The following is an 18,863-nucleotide window of genomic DNA, read 5'->3' on the forward strand; positions in this document are numbered from 1 at the left end:
GCGGTTAGACGTCTTTGCGCAGGTAGACCATGTCTCGCAACTGGACGCCGTCCTCGAACATCGGGTGGTCGTAGTTGTCGATGAAGAAGTTCTCGTCCCTGTGCGATATGCGAAAGCCGCATCGCTCGTAGAACCTCAGGATCTTCGGCACGTCGCCTGTGCCGACGTACATGGTTTCGAACTCGCCCAGGTACCGACCGGACAGGTAATCGACCATAGCCTTGCCGTAGCCCTTGTTCTGGTGCTCGGGATAGGTGGCGATGTTCTTCAGCTCGCATTCCTCCGCGTTCAACGCAACGACCACCGCAACGCATTTGACGCCCTCGTCGTCGAGGACGAAGAGAGAGCCGTCGTCGAGGTACCGATCGATCATGTCTTCCTGCTCGTCGGCGAGCAGCAGCAGATCGAGATACTTCTTCTTGTTCGCGGTTACTTCGGCAATTCGGTAGTCCATATCCTGCCCTTCTGAGGTTTCGGCCTGCGGGTGCATGCTGAATGCACGATGCAAGTATAACCCGTAGCGGTGAATGAACGTTATACGAGTCCGGTTCGGCTGCCGTTTCGGGATTTTCTCTTTGTTCTCGGGCGAACCGTTGCGCTCGAAAGAGCACACAGAGCCCGTTCGCGGGTTTTTTACCGAAGTGTTGCGGTTGCGCCTACGAAAGCGGTCGGATGGTCTGCAAATCACGTCCACGCTCGCAGCTGGTTTTTTGGGCAAGCTTGTGACCAGGTGTTATTGAGCGGTTGAAAGACAAGAGCGTTCCTCTGCGCCTTTCGGCCGCAACACAACGAGCAAAATCCTGCATTTCGGAAACCCCCGAGCGCTCGAAGCGTTCACTGCATCGGTTTTCTGAGTCCATTCGTGCAGCGGAGCTTCGACAGGGGCCGTGGTAGTGGGCTGCGGCTTGCGGTTCGAAGGCGGGAGGGGCTCGCTGCTGCCTAGCGGCCCTCTCCTTCCTCGCCCGCATCCTCGAACAGCGCGGCGAGCTCTTTCTTGCTGTGTACGTCGAGCTTGGCGTAGATGTGCTGGATGTGGGCCTTGAGGGTGCCGCTCGCGATGACCAGCTCGCGCTCGATGGCCTGGTTCGACGTTCCCCGTGCGAGCAGCCGCAGGATCTCGTCCTCGCGCGGCGAGAGGCGATAGCGGCGCGCTATCTCGTCGCAGCGCGCGGCGACGAGCTCGGTGCGACGGCTCTCTTCGGCCAGATCACCCGTGTCGAGCAGGCGGATGCCCCATCTTGAGGCGAGCTCCTTTTCGGAGAGCAGAATGAAGGTGCCCACGAGCACGAGCATGATGACTGCAACCATGAGGACGGTGTCTTGCGTCTGCATGGGCAAAGGAGACGTATCGAGCAGGGAGGCGAAATCGTTTCCCCATATCCTGAACAGGTAGGCCGCCTTCTCCACGCCCATGAGCGCGATGATGGCGATCCCCATGCGCTTCGAGAGGTCGAACAGCAAAAGCCCCAGCAAGAGCCCCGTCAACGTCATGCCCATGGAGATGAGGTATCCCGAGGCGACGTTTCCGAGGATCCCCTCCATGGGGATGAGGAGGAATCCGCACACCATGAGCAGAAGCGGCGAGCGGTACAGGGCGCTGATGGGCAGTTTTCCCGCGCATAGGCAGACTATCATGAGTCCGCCGGTGACAAGGGCGGTCGAGAGGGACGAGTGCATGCCCGCCCCGCCGACAGCCATGAGATGCTGCTCGCGCAGCCCGTAGGCGAACATGTAGATGGCATAGAGCGCCACGAGTTTCCAGGGGAACGTGTAGCGCGGCCACGTTCGGTTCGGGCGGCCCGAGGCGGGTGCGGTTTTGTAGGCGAAGGAAACGCACCATACGGCGATCATGGGCAGGAGGAAGAGCGCCAGTTCGAGACGTTGCTGATCGAGTCCTTGGCAGAAGTAGGCCAGCGGGACTGCGATGAATTGAGAGGAAGCCCAGTATAAAAGGATGCGCAGAAGGCTCAAAGGAACGAGTGCCTCGGCGTTGAGCAAGACTATCAGAAGAAACCCCGCTCCACCTGCGATCGCACCGCACAAGGAGAGGGGCGCAGCCGTTTCGGGCAGGCGAGCGGCCGCGAGCATGCAGGTGGACGCGATGAGGCACAAAGCGAGCGCCAGCGGTTTCGCCCAGCGGCTTTCCTGCAAAGGCGCGATGCGGCGCGCTGCGAGCGCGACGGCGATGCCGACGAGCGCGTAGGAGTAGTCGAAGAACACGTGGGGGTTGAACGGGATCGCGGCCGACGCTATTGCGGGTTCGGCGAACAGGAGCGTGAGCCAGGTGCGAGCGCAACCGAGTGCGAACATATAGGGAATCATCTGCTCGAGATGATCGATGCGCTTCATGCTGCTTCCTTCCGCTTGGTGGTAGACAACCATGCTACCAGAACGGGAGGCGAAGGCGTTGGCGGGCTTCGCGGTCGCGTCCATGGGCGCTGACGAACAGCGGTGCCGCCGCGGGAGGGCGGCGGCACCGGGAGGGAAGACGTGTGCGGTGGTTCCAGACGCTAGAGGCCGGCTACGTATCTGCCGGTCGCAAAGCCCGTGGTGATGGCGCGGCCGACCGAGAGGCCCTCGATGTCCATCGGATAGTTGCCGCCGCCGAAGAAGCGACCGGAAGCGTTGCCGACGGCGAACAGGCCCTCGATGGGCTTCCTGTCAGCATCGAGGCACTGGTAGTTGCCGTCGACCTCGAGGCCATCGAGCATCGCGTCGATGTTGTTCGCACCGCGGGGAACGGCGTAGCAGGGCGCTTCGATGGGGGTGAGGTATTCGGGGCGCTTGCCGAAATCCTCGTCGGCCCCCTTGGCGACAAGCTCGTTGTAACGTTCGATGGAGGCCACGATGGACTCGACGGTGTAGTCGTGGTCCCAGGGCTGCTCGTTCGCGTAGTCGATCATGGCCTGGGCAAGCTCCTCGAACGTGTCGCCGTGAATCCACTTCTCGGGATCGACCTTGCGGTAGGCGTTGTTGGTCGAGATGTCGTAGGGGGCAAGCGCGTCCCATTGCTCGTAGTAGTCCTGCCAGTTCGAGGGCACGATGCTGAAGAACTTGGTGGCGGTTGAATCCTCGAATCCGGTTTCTGCGAGGTACTGCTTGCTGAACTCGTTGAGGTAGCCCATGCGGCAGCAGCCCTCGTCCATGAAGCGCTCTCCGTGGCGATCGAGGAACAGAAACGGCATCTCGAAACGTACCGGTGCGCCTTCGCCGTGCACCATCTTGGTGTGGCTGGGGGCGCACATCTGCGCGCCCGCTCCCATGGCGGCGCACAGTCCGCTGCCGTCGCGGAACAGGATGGCCTGATGGAGCCCCTTGGTGTCGGGTGCGTAGAAATCGAGCATCTCGCGGTTGCCCACGTAGTCGCCCGTGGCCATGATGATGCCCTTCGACGCCTTGAACAGAATGTGTCCCTCGTCACCTTCGCCGACGACGCCCGTCACGCGATCGCCTTCCTTGTAGAGCTGCACGCACGGGGTGTTGAAGAAGAATTCCGCTCCGCGCGAAGCGAGGGCGTCGCCGATGACGAGCGCTGCGGCCTGATGGGCTCCCTCGATATGGAAGTAGGTGTTCGCGTGCAGGTAGAAGTCGTATCCGTTGTAGGTGAGGCTGTAGTCGTAGGGTTGCGATTCGATGCCGCCCTTTGCCGCCTCCGCCTCCCACCAGGCGAGCGCTTCTTGAGAGTTGCGCGCCCACACCTCGACCACGTCGCGGTTCGAGCGCCAGTCGCTCTTGTAGTTGATGAACGAGATGCAGGCTTTGATGCCGGCCTCGTCGGTCTTGTCGAGATCGAGCGCGGCAGCCATGTTACCCGCCGTCTGCACGGTGTTGATGTTCTGCACGCAGGCTACGCTCGCACCCGCCTCGAGCGCGGCATGGACGGCGGATAGCCCCGATTCGCCTGCGCCGACGACCACGACATCGAACTCCCTGGTGTTGGCGAACTCGGTGATGGGTTCGGGCTGCTGCAAGAACGCCGGATAGCCCTCGCTACCCGATGCCGTCGCGGTTCCGCTTCCGCTTCCATTCCCGGCGGATGCGGCGGGTGCGCAGCTTGCGAGCGCGGTGGCTCCGAGGGCGCCGACGGCGGTGAGACCGCCGAACTTGAGAAGGTCGCGGCGCGTGACTTCCATTTTCGACATGATGGTATCCCTTCCTTGATGATTGCATGCACGGCATCGCGGGAATCGTTTCTGCGGATTCGGCGATGCGGGACATAGCTTGTGCCGAGGAAGCGGGCAGCGCATCGGGCGAACGCGTAAAATCGGGTTAAATGTTTAACCCGCGGTATAACCCAAGACATCTACCTGCGGTTTTGGAAAGAGCGAAAAGGGAGCAGATTCGGTGGGAATGCAAGCAGACGCGACCAACGCGGCTGAAATCTAGCGCATATCGCCTCCGTTGCGTTTTCTACAACCGGGAAAACTCGTCTATTGCTCTTTCGGGATCTTCGATGAACCTTTGAAGGACGGTCCATTCGAGGGATTCTTTGGGATCGATGCGTGAAATCTCGTCATCGAACTGGAACGCCTCCGAATCGGGCGTGCACAGGAGGATGGGCGAGTGGGTGGCGATGACGAACTGGGAGCCTGCGCCGACGAGCCTCTTTATTTCGCAGAGAAGCGCGATCTGGCCGATTTGCGACAACCCGGTTTCGGGCTCGTCGAGGATGTAGAGGCCGTTGCCCGCGAACCTCCGCGATACGAGCGCCAGGATGCCCTCCCCATGCGAGCGGCGGTGGAGCGAGCGGCCTTCGTAGTACCTCTTGTCGTCTTCGAGCTCGTCCATTGCCGTTATGAGGTTGAACATGGTGTCGGATCGGACGAAGAAGCTGTCGCTCGGTCGGCGAAGCGAGCGCTCGATAGCCAGGTAATCGTGGAGCTCCGAATGGGTCTTTTTGACGGAGAACAGGTAGTTGCGGGAGCCTCCTTCGGGGTTCATCCCTAAGGCGATGCTGATCGCTTCGAGCAGGGTCGATTTTCCCGTACCGTTTTCTCCGCAGAAAAAGGTGACGGGTGCATCGAGATGCAAGGTGGTCAGACTGGACAGGGATGCTACGTTGAAGGGGTAGACGGCGGTGTCCGGCACCTCGTTCCATTTGATCGAGATGGAATCGATGAAGTTGGTGGGGATGGCGCTGTCGTCCATGATGCCGTCCTTGCAGCGGATACGTGCTTTCTCGGGCGTACTCAGGTGTGCTCGGTATATTCTACTCCAGTTTCCCGGGGTGCTACTCGATAACCCCGAACGGCAGATAGCCCGCTTTGCTCGGGATGCCCGCATCGCGAGCAAAGGCGAAATCCCCACCCGCTTTTTTGCATGCTAGGGCGTAGTGGCACAGGCCGATGCCCATATCGATATCCGAAAGCTTGTAGGCGAGCGAGATGGGCGGCTTCAACTTCTTTTCGTACACGAGAACCCTGTCGCCCTGCTTCTCGAAGTACCACGGCTGGGTGTTCATGCCCGAGGGTGCGAGGTGGGCCGCCTGTATGCACGCGTCGTCGGGGGCGTTCGTCATATCTTCGATGGGCTGGCGCTTGAACTGGTCGATCGTGCGGTGAACCGATTCGGGGCAGTTTCCGAAGGCGAGTACGATGATGTCTTGGTTCGTGTCCGAGGTTTCGGTGTCTTTCGAGGATCCGAGCCAGACGCAGCCGATGTCCATGGCGTCGAACCAGAGGGCGAGCTGCTCGAACAGGAAACCGGCGGCTTCCTGTTCGCCGGGTGCTCCGTTTCCGCTTGCAACGAGGTAGTGCGGCGCCTCGACGCGGAAGCGGCCCTTGACCTTTTTGGTGAAGCGATGCTCGAGCTCGACGGTGGGATACAGGTGGTCGAAGCCCTCGATTGCCCGCTCGATTTCGTCCATGACTTCGCGACTCAAGGGTTCCATGTCGTATTTCCGACATGATTTGCGCTGTGCGATCGAGGCATATAAATCCATGGCGAACTCCGTAACGTGGATGGGAACATTGTGCATACCCTTATGGGCAAGGTCATTGTACAGCAGCTTTTCGCAAGAGCCGTCTCGGTGGCTTCTCATGATACGGGGCTGTAACCTTCGCCTGAAAGGCGGTCGTGCGTTCGGAATGCGTCCTCGAGATGCTTTTCGACGAGCGGAAACAGGTATTCCCTGACATTCGAGAACGCAAACCCGAGTCGTTTGGCCTTGTCGGTGTTGATGCTGTAGGATGGTTCCCCGTTGTAGGGAGCCGCCTCGCCCGAATCGCTGAGAATTGGGCGCTTACCCGTCTTCTCGTATACGAAACCGAACACCTCGTTGAGCGCGATGGTGCCCTTGGAGGCCGCATTGACGCCACCTGTGCAATCACGGTCTGCAAGGAAGGCGAGAAATCGAGCTGCTTCGTCGCGCGAAATGAAGCTCATCTGCGAGAACTCGTTGTCTACGTAGAGGGGGGCGCCTGAAACGGCATGCTCGATGTAGAAGAGCAGCCGCAGCGTATAGTCGTCGTCCCCGATGACGAAGGGGAAGCGGACCGCAAGCGCCGGTATGCGGCCGTATGCCTGGAAAAGCGCTCCCTCGGCTTGTCGCTTGCCTTCAGCGTAGGAAAAGCCGGCCCGTTCGCCCCAGGATACGGGTTGTGCCAAGGGGTCGAAGTCGGTCTCGACCGTGTTTATCTTCTTGTCGTATACGGCGGTGCTCGATGTGAGGATGTAGCGATCCGTTCTCACGGTATCGAGTAGACGGCGAACGTCGTTCGACGCATAGGCTATATTGTCGTACACGAGATCGTAGTCCGCACCGCCGAGCGCATCGCGCACGCTGCGGGAATCGGTTCTATCCAAAGCGATCCTTGTAACGCGGCCGCCGAACGGGTTGGGCGTCTTTCCGCGTGTTGCCACGGCGACGGTATGGCCTTGGCCGAGCAGCTCCCAGACGAGTTGCTTTCCGAAGAACCGTGTGCCTCCAACGACGAGGATATTCACCTGTGCTCCTTAGGCGCGATGGGCAATGGAATCCACTGGCAGTCGATGTCTATCATTCTATAGCGAACTTCTGGCGTCCGGCTCGACGTTTCTCTTTCGAGCGAGGTCGCCGTTCGACGGTTTCGCCGAGCGCGGGCGGCTTCTCATATGCCCGCTTCCGCGCTGCCGCAGTGGTAGAATCGGGATAACTGCTCGGATGGCTGCGTGCTGAATGGGGTTTAAGCGATATGGATACCGTCGAAGCGAGTGCGGCTCGCAACCATAGGCTTCGCGCCCATCATTTGGACGGGCGCGTACTGCTCGGGCGCGTCGAGGAAGTCGTCGGTGCGTGCGGCGTGCAGAACTCTCCGCCCGGCGCTTGGGAAACGGCTCTATGGAACCGCGTGGAGAACTGCACGCTCGGTGCGATTCGCGAGGCTCTGTACGAACGGAAGAGCCTTCTCCAGGCTTGGAGCTACCGAGGCGCTCCCGTCGTGTTCCCGACCGATCAGAGCGATGTGTTCCTTGGATCCCTCATTGCCCGAGCGGGCGAGGGCCCGTGGATCTACACCTCGGGAATCACCGGTGCGCTCGACCATCTGCAGATGCCGTTCGACGATCTTTTTAATCGGACGAAAGCGGCGGTCGGGTACCTCGACGGACATACCGTCAGAAGCAAGGAAGCGCTCGATGCGACGATCGCCGAACTGATTGAGAGGGATCTGCCTTCCGATCGGAAGGCGCGGTGGAGAGATCCGTCGATGTACGGGGATCCCGAGCGGCAAACGGTTGGCCAAGCGGCCGTCTCGTTTCTGCTGAGGCCGTGTTCCTTTTCGTCGCTCGTGGTGTTCGGCGAGCGGCAAGAGTCGAGTCCGACCTTCACTTCGTTCGAGAATTGGATCGGGCATGCGCCGGATCGCATACCTGATGCGGATAGGGAGCTGGTTCGCAGATTCGTGCATTGCTACGGTCCTACCACGCTCGATAGCCTGAGGGCTTGGCTCGGTAGCTCGCGCAAGCAGGCGCGGCGCTTGTGGGAGGCCGCTTCCGAAGAGATGGAGCCGGTTCGGTTCGAGGGAAAAACCTGTTTCGCGCTCTCGTCGGACAGGGAAAGCCTGCTTGACGCATCGGATTGCACTGCGCGGCTCCTCCTCCTTGGGGTTCATGATCCGTATCTCGATCTACGGGATCGAAACGTCATCCTGCAGGACAGGTCGCTTCAGAAGCTCGTGTGGAAGTACGTCGGCAATCCCGGGGCGATCCTCGATGGCGGCAAGGTCGTCGGCATATGGAAGACGAAGGCGATCAAGGGGAAGATCGACGTGTCGATGACGCTTTGGGACGATACGCCGCACGTGAAACGAAAGCAGCTCGTAGCCCTTGCCGAGCAGTATGCGGCATTCAGGTCATTGGAGCTGCGAAATTTCCAACTGGGGTAGGGGTATAATAAGCGGCTATCGTTGAACGGCAGTCGGGAGTTGCAATGCGGAGCATCCACATCCAGAATGCGACCGAGGGAAACCTCAAGCACGTCTCGCTCGAGATACCCAAAGAAAAGCTCGTGGTGTTCACCGGGCTCTCGGGATCGGGCAAATCGACGCTGCTCGTCGACGTGCTCTTCAACGAGTGCCAGCGCCAGTACCTCGAAGCGATGAGCATGCAGGGCATCCAGAAGCCCCGCGTGGAGCGGATTCGCAATGCGTCGCCCGCTATCGTGATATCCCAAACCGACAACAATAGAAATCCTCGCTCCACGGTCGGTACGGCAAGCGACGTCTACACCGATCTGCGCATGGTATACGAGAAACTCGGCGTGCGCCAGTGCCCCCATTGCGCACGGACGATATCGGCTGCCGATTGCGTGGAGGAAACCGAAAAGATCGACGGCGATTTCTACGTGTACATGTACTGCAACCTGTGCGGGAAGCGGATGGACAAGGTGACCCGAACCGAGTTTTCGTTCAATACCGAAAGCGGGGCATGCCCCGTATGCGAAGGCCTCGGGCGGGTTTTCGCCATCGATGAGGAACACGCGGTCGATGAGAGCCTGTCGCTTGCGGGGGGTGCCGTTTCCTTTTGGGAGCACAAGTACAAAGAATACCAGATAGGAGTGCTCTTCCAGGCTTACCGTGCGCTCGGTGTGCCCATCCCTGAAAACGTAGCCGTTGCGAATTTCAGCGATATTCAAAAGGACATCCTTCTGAACGGGGTGGGCAGCGACGGCGTTCGACGGGCGTTTCCCGATACCGAGATCCCGAAATCGGTTGCGAGCGGACGGTTCGAGGGCGTCTATCCGATGCTGTGGAGAAAGCTCGCCGAGAAGGGCGGCGACGCGAAAAAGCTCGATCGGTACTTCGCCTCCCAAGTGTGCCCGACCTGCCACGGGGAGCGCCTCGGCGATCTCGGTCGCTCGATTACCGTGGAAGGCGTGCGGCTGCCCGAGCTTTCGGGGGTGTCGATCGAGGAGCTGTTCGCATGGGTGAGCGGGCTTTCGGAAACGCTTGACGAGCGCCGGCGTAGCCTTGTCGAGGATTACCTTCTCGATATAAAAACCAAGTTGCAGAGGTTTTTGCGGGTGGGGCTCGGTTACCTTTCCCTCGATCGGCAGATCGTTACGCTTTCGGGAGGCGAGCTGCAGCGCGTGCGCCTTGCGGGTGTGCTCGATTCAGAGCTTTCGGGGATCATATACATACTCGACGAACCGACTGTCGGTCTTCATCCCAAGGATACGGCGGGCATGGTCGCCGTGTTGAAGAGCTTGCGGGATCTCGGTAACACGGTGCTTGTCATCGAACACGATACCGATGTGATGCGGGAGGCCGATTACATCGTCGATGTGGGTCCCGGATCGGGGGTGCGTGGCGGTGAGATCGTGGCTTTCGGCTCGCTTGAGCAGATAGAATCCGCGCCGCGATCCGCTACGGGGCGTTGGCTTCGCGAGGCCCATCCGGCCAAGAAGGCCTATCGGAATCCCGCTCAGCGTGCCGTTCGGGTGAGAAACGCAACGCGTTTCAATCTGCGCGGCATCGACCTCGATATCCCGCGCGGTTGTCTCACTTCCGTAACCGGCCCCTCGGGTTCGGGCAAATCAACGCTGGTTTTCGAGGTTATAGCCCGCGGCGATCGCGAAGGCGACGAGAACGCGGTGGACGGATGCGCGCAGTTCGACCGGATGGTGGTGGTCGGCCAGGCGCCGATAGCGAAGATGAAGCGCTCGAACGTGGCGACGTATTCCGAAGCGTATGCCGACGTGAGAAAGGTGTTCGCCGCTACCGCCGATGCGAAGCGCCTCGGTCTCGGCATCAAGCATTTTTCTTTCAATACGCCGGGCGGCCGCTGCGAGAGATGCGAGGGACTCGGCTTCGTGACCAGCAACATGCTCTTCTTCAACGACATCGAGCTGCCGTGCCCGGCATGCCAGGGGAAGCGCTTTTCCGATGAGGTGCTTTCCGTTCGGTTCGGGGACCTCTCGATCAGCGATGTGCTGGATCTTTCCGTCGAGGAAGCGGCCCGGGTCTTCTGCGATCATCCGCGGATCGCCCGCACGCTCGGCCTGCTCGACGAAGTGGGGCTGGGCTATCTTGCGCTCGGCCAATCGCTCACGACGCTTTCGGGCGGCGAATCGCAGCGCCTCAAGCTGGCCAAGGAGCTAATCGGCATGCGGCGGGGCTCGAACGACCTGTATCTGCTCGACGAACCGACGACGGGCTTGCATCCGCAGGATGTGAACCACTTCTTGACGCTTGTCGACCGTCTGATCGACGCGGGGGCTACGGTGGTCGTGGTCGAGCATAACGCCCAGGTGATCGAACGCAGCGATTGGGTTATCGACCTCGGCCCCGAGGGCGGCGATAAGGGCGGATCGGTCGTTTTCGCAGGGACGCCGGCCGATCTGCTCGAATGCGATGCGAGCGCAACGGCACGCTGTTTGCGCTCAGCCAACGCGCGCTGAGCGTTCGTACGTGCGTTGGTTGCGATTCTCCGCAGCCGACTGCGCGATGTTGTTGGCTGCGGCGGACTCCGACAGGCGCGGTGCACGTACACCGCGAATGCGGGGTTGACGACCCCCGCTGCGCAGGCGAACCCAGCGCCACATGTCGGTTTTCTGACAGTTGCCGGAGCATCTCCCCTTGTTGGATAATTCTGTTACCATACGCAATAAGGTAATATATGATCAGGCATTAATTGAATGCTTGATGAGGACGATCTCAAGATTGAGGGAAAGCAAGGGCCGATGGAAGAAAACCTGGTGATGGGTACTCCTGTTGCAATACTCTTGGCGGTCGAGCCGGCAATGAGGCCGCCGTCCGGGCCGTTCGGCGGCACAGCGCTCTAAAGAGGGTTTTGCGGGAAGGAGATGCGGGAGTGCACCGTATGCGAATCCTCATAGCCGTTGCCCTCGGGGCCGTTCTGCTCGTCGGCGTGTTCGCTGGCTATACCGAGCTAGTCGAGCGGGTGGTGTACGACGAAAGCGTGTTCGCCATCGCCGCACTCGTCGGCGTGTTCGCCGTACTTGCGCTTGCGGCGATCCTGTTCGTGGTCGACAAAAACAAGAAGAGACTCAACGCCAAAGAGCTCGAGATCAAGTATCGCGAGCAGTTGTTCGGCATGCTGGTCGACAACACCGATGACATATACATCATGTTCTCGCCCGAGGGGTTCGCGGTGGAGTACGTGAGTCCCAACATCGAGAAGCTCCTCGGCGTTTCCGCAGATGATGTCAGGCACGACATTCGTGCCCTCGTCGATTCGGCGGTCGACCCGTCGTGCGATCCGGCGGCGGAAGATATTGAATGCCTCGGCGAAGGCGAGTGCCTCCAGATCGACCGCGAGCGCATCCGCAAAAACACCGGGGAGCGCCGATGGTACCAAGAGACGTTGTACCGAGAGTCCATCAACGGAGTGGACAAGTACATCCTCGTGCTTTCCGACAGGACGAGGGAGGGCATGAACAGCGCCCGGCTGGAGCAGGCTCTTGCCATAGCCCGCTCGTCGAACGAGGCAAAAAGCCTGTTCCTCGCGAACATGTCACATGATATCAGGACCCCCATCAACGCCATTGTGGGCATGGCGAGGATCGCGCAGGAAAGCGGCGAGGCGAGCGAGAAGGTCGAAAGCTGCCTGCATACCATTATGCTGTCATCCCAGCATCTGCTCAACCTCATTAACGACGTACTCGAGATGTCGCGCATCGAAAGCGGGCAGATGTCTTTGCAGGAAGAGCGATGCACGCTCGATGCTATCGTCGAGGGCGTCGAGGCCATTATCCGCCCGCAGGCTCAGGCGAGAGGGCAGAAGATGCGCATCGACTGCTCGAGGCCGTCTCATCGGGAGTATACTGGCGACGAGCTTCGCATCAGCCAGATCCTGCTGAACCTGCTGTCGAATGCGGTGAAGTATACGCAGGAGGGGGGTGCCATCGTTCTCGATGTGAGGGAACTCGGGCAGGCAAGCCCCAGCTACGCTAAGATCAAGTTCACGGTTTCCGACAACGGGATGGGCATGCCCGAGGAGTTCGTCGAGAGGATATTCGAGCCGTTCGAGCGCAGCAGACAGGCGTCAAGTTCGAAGATACAGGGAACGGGACTCGGCATGTCGATCACCAAAGCTCTCGTCGATGCAATGGGTGGAACGATCGAAGTCGACAGCAAGGAAGGTGTCGGAAGCGTTTTCTGCGTGACCCTCGATCTGAGGATAGCGGTTGCCGGCGAGGCGGAACAGCCGATCGACGGTCCGGCTTCCGAAGACGAATACGACTACGGGGGAAAGCGGTTCCTTCTCGCCGAAGACAACGAGCTCAATGCAGAGATATTGATCGAATTGCTCGGACTGCGGGGGGCGGAGGTCGAGTGGGCCGAAAACGGCGAAGAGGTTGTTCGGATGTTCGCGGAAAAGCCCGCAGGGTACTACGATGCCGTGTTCATGGACGTGATGATGCCGATTATGAACGGATACGAGGCGGCTCAGGCCATACGGGCGTCGGACATTGGGTGCGCGCACGACGTCGCGATCATCGCATTGACGGCGAATGCGTTCGCCGAGGATGTGAAGGCGGCTCTGGACGCAGGGATGGACGCCCACGTTGCCAAACCTGTCGATCTCGAAGATCTCGGCCGCGTTTTGTGCAGGCTATGCGGCTAGACGGGCTGCCGGTTGGGCGCATCGGCTAGGTGGGCTGATCGACGAGGCCGCTAGCGAACGGGTTCGTAGCCGATGGCGGACTCTTCGTCGGTGGCCTCGAGTTTGAAGATGACGGGACGCAGCCCGTCGTTGCAGCTGCAGATGGCGACGCCGGGCGTGCGAATCCAGTCGCCGTAGTAGAACGTGCCCGCATCGGCACCGTGCGCGAGCGCGAAGGCGTATTGGTAGAGAGCCTTCCATGCTTCGTCACAGAACCCTTCGGGTTTGGCGTAGTCGGCGTAGTAAATCTGCCCGACCTCATGCATGGGGCACGCCTTAAGGCCTTCGGCGCCGTACTCGGCGGCAAGCTCCTCGTCGAGCGTGGTTTTGAGAACCGTTATCTTCACCTTGTTCATGCGTTCGTCCTCTCGGTCGGATCGTCCCATTGTAGACGATGCCGGACTGTGCGCTCGGAAATGAAACGAGTGCGGTGTTCCATAGGTCTGCGGCTTTGCCAAAGCGGTTGGAATCGCGTGCTTCGCTAAACGCCCTCGGTAGGCGGAGCGCTCCGATCGCCCGATCTGCTCGCGTTGTTGTCGACGGCATCGATGAGCAGCTGTTGCGAGTTGATGCCCATTTTCTGATAGATGCGGTAGATGTGGGTTTTCACCGTCGATGAGCTGATGCAGAGTTTCTCCTGGATGTGCTTTGCGTTGCGCCCCTTTGCGAGCAGGTAGAATATCTCACCTTCCCTCGGCGATAGGTCGAAGGCAGCGATCACCTCGTCGCAGCGTTGGTAGAAGTGCGAGGGGAGCTTTACGAACGATTCGGCTTCGGCGGGCGAGCTTTGATCGGTCAAAAGGCCGTTGAGGAACTCCTTGTTTCTGCCGTCGTTGCCGTTGTAGATCGAGAATGCGGTTACGACGATTCCCGCCATTATGACGATGACGAAGTTGAATACGACGGCATGCTCGGGGATCGCCGTACCGAGGACGAACGCGACGAAGGTTCCCACGAGGAACCCGAACCAGCGCGGCACCTGCCGCTGCGCGTAGCGATCGACGGGATGGAGCTGAAACTCGGCGTTCTCGATGCAGGAGTTCCCTCTGATCAGAAGCGAGCTGAACGCGAGCGCGTTGTTGACCAGGCACCCGCAGAAAACCTGCCCCGTCTCCCCGACCAGCGGCAGGAGCAGCAAACCCACCACGATGACCGGCAGTGAAACGCGTTGGATGAAGCTGTTGTCGAGGTCGATCTTCGGCTCGTAACGCGAGAACAGGAGCGCGGCGATGCTTCCGATGATGCCGCTGCCGCCGACGATGATGGCGGCGGTCGGGCTGATGAAGAACATGCACGCCGTTATGAATCCGTACAGAATGCCATGCGCTCCGACTGAAATCGAAGCAGCTGCGCTGAGCGCTGGCGCGCGACGATAGTTCTTGACGGGCAGGATGCTGGCTTGCGGAAGGTTTTTGAACGAGAACACGAGGAGGGAAAGCGAGAACATGGGGATAAGCGTGATCGCGAACAGGCTGACGGACGCCGGCGAGGCGCTTGCCGCGATAACGAAGATGAGCGTACCGAGGCAGGCGCCCGCGGCTATGGTCGAGAGGGTCCGCCGCGTGGGCAGCAGGCTCAAGTAGGTGCACCAGATGAGATCGAGGATGCCGCTTCCGATGCCGAACAGCACCCACGAGACAACCGACAAGGGCACGGGAATCGAGAAATACCTGCCTCCGACGGCGTTAGCGACTACCGCGAGCGAGAGCACGGTGCTTATCACCGCCACTTTCACTCGGTTCTCGAAAAACCAATCGGCGTTGAGCTTGCAGGCGAAGTAGGTGAGTACGAGCGCGCCGAGGCTTACCAGCCTGAGGATGAAGGCGTCGGGTATGTCGGTATAGGTGAGGAGCACCGTAGCGGGACTGAAGGCGCCGATGAGATCCCATCCGATGAAGCAGCCGAAGCCCAGACTGGCAATGAGGTAGGTGTTCAGGAGGTCATGGGAGGTAGGCTGTGCCACCGATGCTTGCTGAACAGGTGTTTCTTGCATAGGAAACCCACTTTCAACCTTCTGGTACGACAAGATTATACCTGCAAAAACCCTTTTCAACATTACCACCCGACACAGGATATGGCTAGAAAGATTTACGCTTTCGCTCAACGAAAGGGCGATTGCGTGCGGGCGGGGAATCGGATGCAATCGGCCTCGACATCCGGGGAAGGAAAGCCGGAAAGGGGGTAGAGCGCGGGGCTTTTCTTACGTTTCGGGATGCTTCTTTTCGTATCCATCCGACGTTGCCGCCGTTGCCCAAGCGAACGGTCGGCGAGGAAAAGTGAGGAGATATGGCAATAAACGCAAAAGGTACTCCTATCGTGAAAGGCCTCGGGTTCAACAGCTTCGGCATCGGAACCAACGCCTGCTCGGTCGACATCGACGAGGAGAACGACAAGATTCTCCGCATCAGGCCGCTTCGCTTCGACGAGCATTACACACCCGAGGATCTGAACGCCTGGAAGCTCGAAGCCCGCGGCCAGACGTTCGAACCAGGGTTCAAGACGCTGATCTCGCCGTTGTCCCTCTGCTATAAGAAACGCGTCTATTCCAAGAACCGCATACCCTATCCTCTGAAGCGCGTCGACTGGGATCCGCACGGCGAGCGCAACCCGCAGAACCGCGGAACGAGCAGCTACGTGCGCATCTCGTGGGACGAGGCGGCGGCCATCACCGCCGAGGAGATCAAGCGGATCCACGACGAGTACGGCCCGTACTCGATCCTCTGCGAGCTCGACGGCCACGGCGAGACGAAGTTCGTTCATGCGCCGCACGGCTGCCAGAGCAGGATGTTCGACCTCATCGGCTCCTATACCTTGCAGACGCGCCAGCCCGACAGCTGGGAGGGCTGGTACTGGGGCGCCAAGCACATCTGGGGCATGGATCCGCTCGGGCAGCAGTCGCTTCTGAACAACGTCATCAAGGACATCGCCGAGAACGGCGACGCGGTGCTGTTCTGGGGCTGCGACGTCGAGACGACCCCGCTCGGGTGGGGAGGGTATCTTGCGAGCCGCCTGTGCTTCTGGTTCACCGACCTCGGCATCAAGCAGATCCACATCTCGCCCGACGTGAACTACACCAACGCGGTGCACGCCGACAAGTGGATCCCCGTGAAGCCCAACACCGATGCGGCCCTCCAGCTGGCCATCGCCTACACCTGGATCACCGAGGACATCTACGACAAGGACTACCTCGACACCCATGCGATCGGCTTCGACCACTTCCGCTACTACGTGCTCGGAGGCGAGGACGGCGTGCCGAAGACCCCGAAGTGGGCCGAGAAGATCTGCGGGATTCCGTCCTACACCATCAAGGCGTTCGCCCGCTACTGGGCAAAGCACGCCGTGTCGATCGCGCACTGCAACGGCGGCTCGTTCATCAGGTCGTGCTACGCTCACGAGCCCGCCCGCCTCGAAGTGGCGCTGCTCGGCATGCAGGGGCTCGGCAAGCCCGGCGCCAACCAGTTCAAGTTCATCGAGTGGACGCTCTACGGCATGCAGACCGTCACGCCGCTGCCGCCCTCGTCGGAGATCCCCGATTGCAGCCCCGCGTATCGCGGCTGGTACCGGAGCTTCCCTGAGAGCTTCATTCCCAAGACCATGATCCCCGAGGCGATCATGAACCCGCCCGTGCAGTGGTACGGCCACATCGGAGCGGGCTTCCCGCGCGAAGACCAGTTCACCGGCCCCTTCACGTTCCCGCTCGAAGGCAACGAGCGCCTGCATATGATCTGGTCCGACACGCCGTGCTGGGAGACGTGCTGGAACGGCGGCAACGAGATGCAGGAAGCGCTGCGCCACGAGAGTATCGAATTCATCATCATCCAGCATCCCTGGATGGAGAACGACTGCAACTTCGCCGACATCATCCTGCCCACGAACACCAAGTTCGAAACCGAGGACATCGGAACCGACTCCGACAACGGCCAATGGAACCTCGTGTACTTCGAGCGCCAGGCCATCAAGCCGCGCCTCGAGTCCAAGTCCGACATGGAAGCCGTCGGCGAGGTGGCCAAGGCGCTCGAGAAGTTCGGCGGCATCTACGAGAACCTGTTCGACCGCTACATGGGCGGCAAGACCTGCGAAGAGTACATCCAGGCGGGCTTCGAGAACACAGGAGCCGCCAAGAAGATGACGTTCGAGGAGTTCAAGGAGAAGCAGTACTACCCGTTCCCGACCATTGAGAACTGGGAGGACATTCCCGCAGGCTTAAGCGAGTTCTACGCCGATCCCGAGGGCCATCCGCTGCAGACGCCGTCGGGCAAGCTCGAGTACTACTCGACCACGCTTGCGAGCATGTTCCCTGACGACAAGGAACGCGGCCCGGTTCCGCACTGGATCGACGAAGGCGCGGGCCATCAGGAGCGCCAGTACCTGCCGCGCGGCAGGAAGTACCCGTTCCTCATCGTATCGAACCACCCGCGGTGGCGCGTGCATGCGAACCTCGACGACGTAACCTGGTTCCGCGAGATGGAGGAGTACGTGAAGGTGACCGGTCCCGACGGCTACAAGTACGAGCCGGTGTGGGTGAACCCGGTCGACGCCGGTGTTCTCGGCCTCGAATCGGGCGACATCGCCAAGATATACAACGAGCGCGGCGGCGTACTCGGCGGCGTCATCGTCTCCGAGCGCATCATCCCCGGCGCAATCTACCAGGATCACGGCGCACGCGTCGATTCGATCGTCATGGGCGAAGGCGGCCTCGACCGCGGCGGTGCGAACAACCTGATCGCGCCCTATGCGACCACGTCCGAGCATGCGTTCGGCGAGGTAACGAGCGGTTTCCTCGTCAACATCGAGAAGGTCGACGTGTTCGCGCTCGCCGAGGAATACCCCGAGGCGTTCGGGCGCGACTACGACCCCGACTGCGGCCTCGTCGCGACGGCGCGCATCGTGGAAGGAGCATAGAGATGGGAAAGGTATTCGTCTACGACCACGCCAAGTGCAACGGCTGCCGCAACTGCCAGATCGCCTGCAAGGACGAGCACGTCGACAACGCGTGGCCGCCCTACGCCGAGCCCCAGCCCGACACGGGCCAGTTCTGGTGCCGCATCGAGGAGGAGGTGCGCGGGAGCGTTCCCAAGGTGAAGGTCTCCTACACGCTTCGCATGTGCCAGCACTGCGACAGCGCACCCTGCATGGACGCGGCCCCCGGCGCTGCCTACAAGCGCGACGACGGCCTCGTCGTCGTCGACCCCGGGAAGGCCAAGGGCATGCGCGGGCTCGTCGACGCGTGCCCCTACGGCGCGATCTTCTACAACGAGGAGCTCGATATCCCGCAGAAGTGCACCGGCTGCGCGCACCTCGTGGACGCCGGCGAGGTCCCGCACTGCGTCGACGTCTGCCCGCACGGGGCCGTCCGCTTCGGCGACGAGGAGGACTTCGCCGCCGAGATCGCCGCGGCCGAGCCGCTGCTCGCAGAGCGCGCGTCCGATGCGCCCCGCGTGTACTACCTCAACAAGCCGAAGCGCTTCGTGGCGGGCGTCGCCGTCGACCTCGAGGCCGACGAGGTGGTCGTCGGCGCTGCGGTGACCCTCGAGAACCTCGCGGACGGCACGGTCGTCGCCGCCGAGACCGACGAGTTCGGCGACTTCTGGTTCGACCAGGTGGCCGCCGCCCCCTACCGCGTCTACGTCGAGGCCGAGGGGTACCTCTCGCGCATGGTCGAGACCGACGCGACCGACGAGGACCGGAACGTCGGCGTGGTCGAGCTGTTCAAGAACCAGATCGGGTAATGAGTTTCTGCCTGCCGCCTACGGGCGGCA

At 60.8% G+C, this 18,863-nt stretch carries 13 protein-coding genes; 5 read left to right on the forward strand and 8 right to left on the reverse strand.

All coding sequences use genetic code 11. The features are described from left to right. Positions 1 to 4 precede the first annotated feature (4 nt). The 6 genes from MWL89_RS07245 to MWL89_RS07270 form a co-directional block, all read right to left on the reverse strand. The gene (locus MWL89_RS07245; protein ID WP_102379546.1) at positions 5 to 454 is read right to left on the reverse strand and encodes a GNAT family N-acetyltransferase; all 450 of its coding nucleotides are present in this window, start codon (positions 452 to 454) and stop codon (positions 5 to 7) included. A gap of 485 nt (positions 455 to 939) precedes the next feature. Then, positions 940 to 2,349, reverse strand: a complete 1,410-nt coding sequence (locus MWL89_RS07250; RefSeq protein ID WP_180995048.1) for a response regulator transcription factor — start codon at positions 2,347 to 2,349, stop codon at positions 940 to 942. 161 nt (positions 2,350 to 2,510) lie between these two features. Further along, positions 2,511 to 4,142 carry an FAD-binding protein gene (locus tag MWL89_RS07255; protein ID WP_244412440.1) on the reverse strand — a complete coding sequence of 544 codons (1,632 nt, stop codon included), beginning with the start codon at positions 4,140 to 4,142 and terminating at the stop codon, positions 2,511 to 2,513. A 268-nt stretch (positions 4,143 to 4,410) separates the two neighbouring features. Then, the gene (locus MWL89_RS07260) at positions 4,411 to 5,148 is read right to left on the reverse strand and encodes an AAA family ATPase (RefSeq protein WP_102378325.1); all 738 of its coding nucleotides are present in this window, start codon (positions 5,146 to 5,148) and stop codon (positions 4,411 to 4,413) included. Between the two features lie 82 nt (positions 5,149 to 5,230). Then, positions 5,231 to 5,941, reverse strand: coding sequence for a nitroreductase family protein (locus tag MWL89_RS07265; RefSeq protein WP_244412442.1), 711 nt, complete (start codon positions 5,939 to 5,941; stop codon positions 5,231 to 5,233). A 95-nt stretch (positions 5,942 to 6,036) separates the two neighbouring features. Then, positions 6,037 to 6,945, reverse strand: coding sequence for an NAD-dependent epimerase/dehydratase family protein (locus MWL89_RS07270; RefSeq protein ID WP_244412444.1), 909 nt, complete (start codon positions 6,943 to 6,945; stop codon positions 6,037 to 6,039). Between the two features lie 227 nt (positions 6,946 to 7,172). On the opposite strand from MWL89_RS07270, the gene MWL89_RS07275 reads away from it, so the two are divergent. The 3 genes from MWL89_RS07275 to MWL89_RS07285 all read left to right on the forward strand — a co-directional run bounded on the left by MWL89_RS07275 (position 7,173) and on the right by MWL89_RS07285 (position 13,065). Continuing rightward, on the forward strand, positions 7,173 to 8,363 hold the full coding sequence (locus tag MWL89_RS07275) for a winged helix DNA-binding domain-containing protein (protein ID WP_244412446.1): 1,191 nt from the start codon (positions 7,173 to 7,175) through the stop codon (positions 8,361 to 8,363). A gap of 44 nt (positions 8,364 to 8,407) precedes the next feature. After that, entirely contained in the window at positions 8,408 to 10,876 is a 2,469-nt protein-coding gene (locus MWL89_RS07280; RefSeq protein ID WP_244412448.1) for an excinuclease ABC subunit UvrA, read from the forward strand. Between the two features lie 422 nt (positions 10,877 to 11,298). After that, positions 11,299 to 13,065, forward strand: coding sequence for a PAS domain-containing hybrid sensor histidine kinase/response regulator (locus MWL89_RS07285; protein ID WP_102378320.1), 1,767 nt, complete (start codon positions 11,299 to 11,301; stop codon positions 13,063 to 13,065). A 50-nt stretch (positions 13,066 to 13,115) separates the two neighbouring features. Here MWL89_RS07285 and MWL89_RS07290 read toward each other — a convergent pair whose 3' ends face one another. Continuing rightward, complete coding sequence (locus MWL89_RS07290) at positions 13,116 to 13,460, reverse strand: TIGR04076 family protein (protein ID WP_102378319.1); 345 nt, start codon at positions 13,458 to 13,460, stop codon at positions 13,116 to 13,118. Between the two features lie 125 nt (positions 13,461 to 13,585). Continuing rightward, complete coding sequence (locus tag MWL89_RS07295) at positions 13,586 to 15,067, reverse strand: helix-turn-helix transcriptional regulator (protein WP_244412450.1); 1,482 nt, start codon at positions 15,065 to 15,067, stop codon at positions 13,586 to 13,588. A 323-nt stretch (positions 15,068 to 15,390) separates the two neighbouring features. Here MWL89_RS07295 and MWL89_RS07300 point away from each other — a divergent pair, with 323 nt between their 5' ends. Together MWL89_RS07300 and MWL89_RS07305 are read left to right on the forward strand one after the other, a co-directional pair. Beyond that, the gene (locus MWL89_RS07300) at positions 15,391 to 18,006 is read left to right on the forward strand and encodes a molybdopterin-dependent oxidoreductase (RefSeq protein ID WP_244412452.1); all 2,616 of its coding nucleotides are present in this window, start codon (positions 15,391 to 15,393) and stop codon (positions 18,004 to 18,006) included. A gap of 2 nt (positions 18,007 to 18,008) precedes the next feature. Then, positions 18,009 to 18,833 carry a 4Fe-4S dicluster domain-containing protein gene (locus MWL89_RS07305; protein WP_244411996.1) on the forward strand — a complete coding sequence of 275 codons (825 nt, stop codon included), beginning with the start codon at positions 18,009 to 18,011 and terminating at the stop codon, positions 18,831 to 18,833. Positions 18,834 to 18,863 lie beyond the last annotated feature (30 nt).

The organism is Raoultibacter timonensis (genome assembly GCF_022845715.1).
Classification (GTDB): Bacteria; Actinomycetota; Coriobacteriia; order Coriobacteriales; family Eggerthellaceae; genus Raoultibacter; species Raoultibacter timonensis.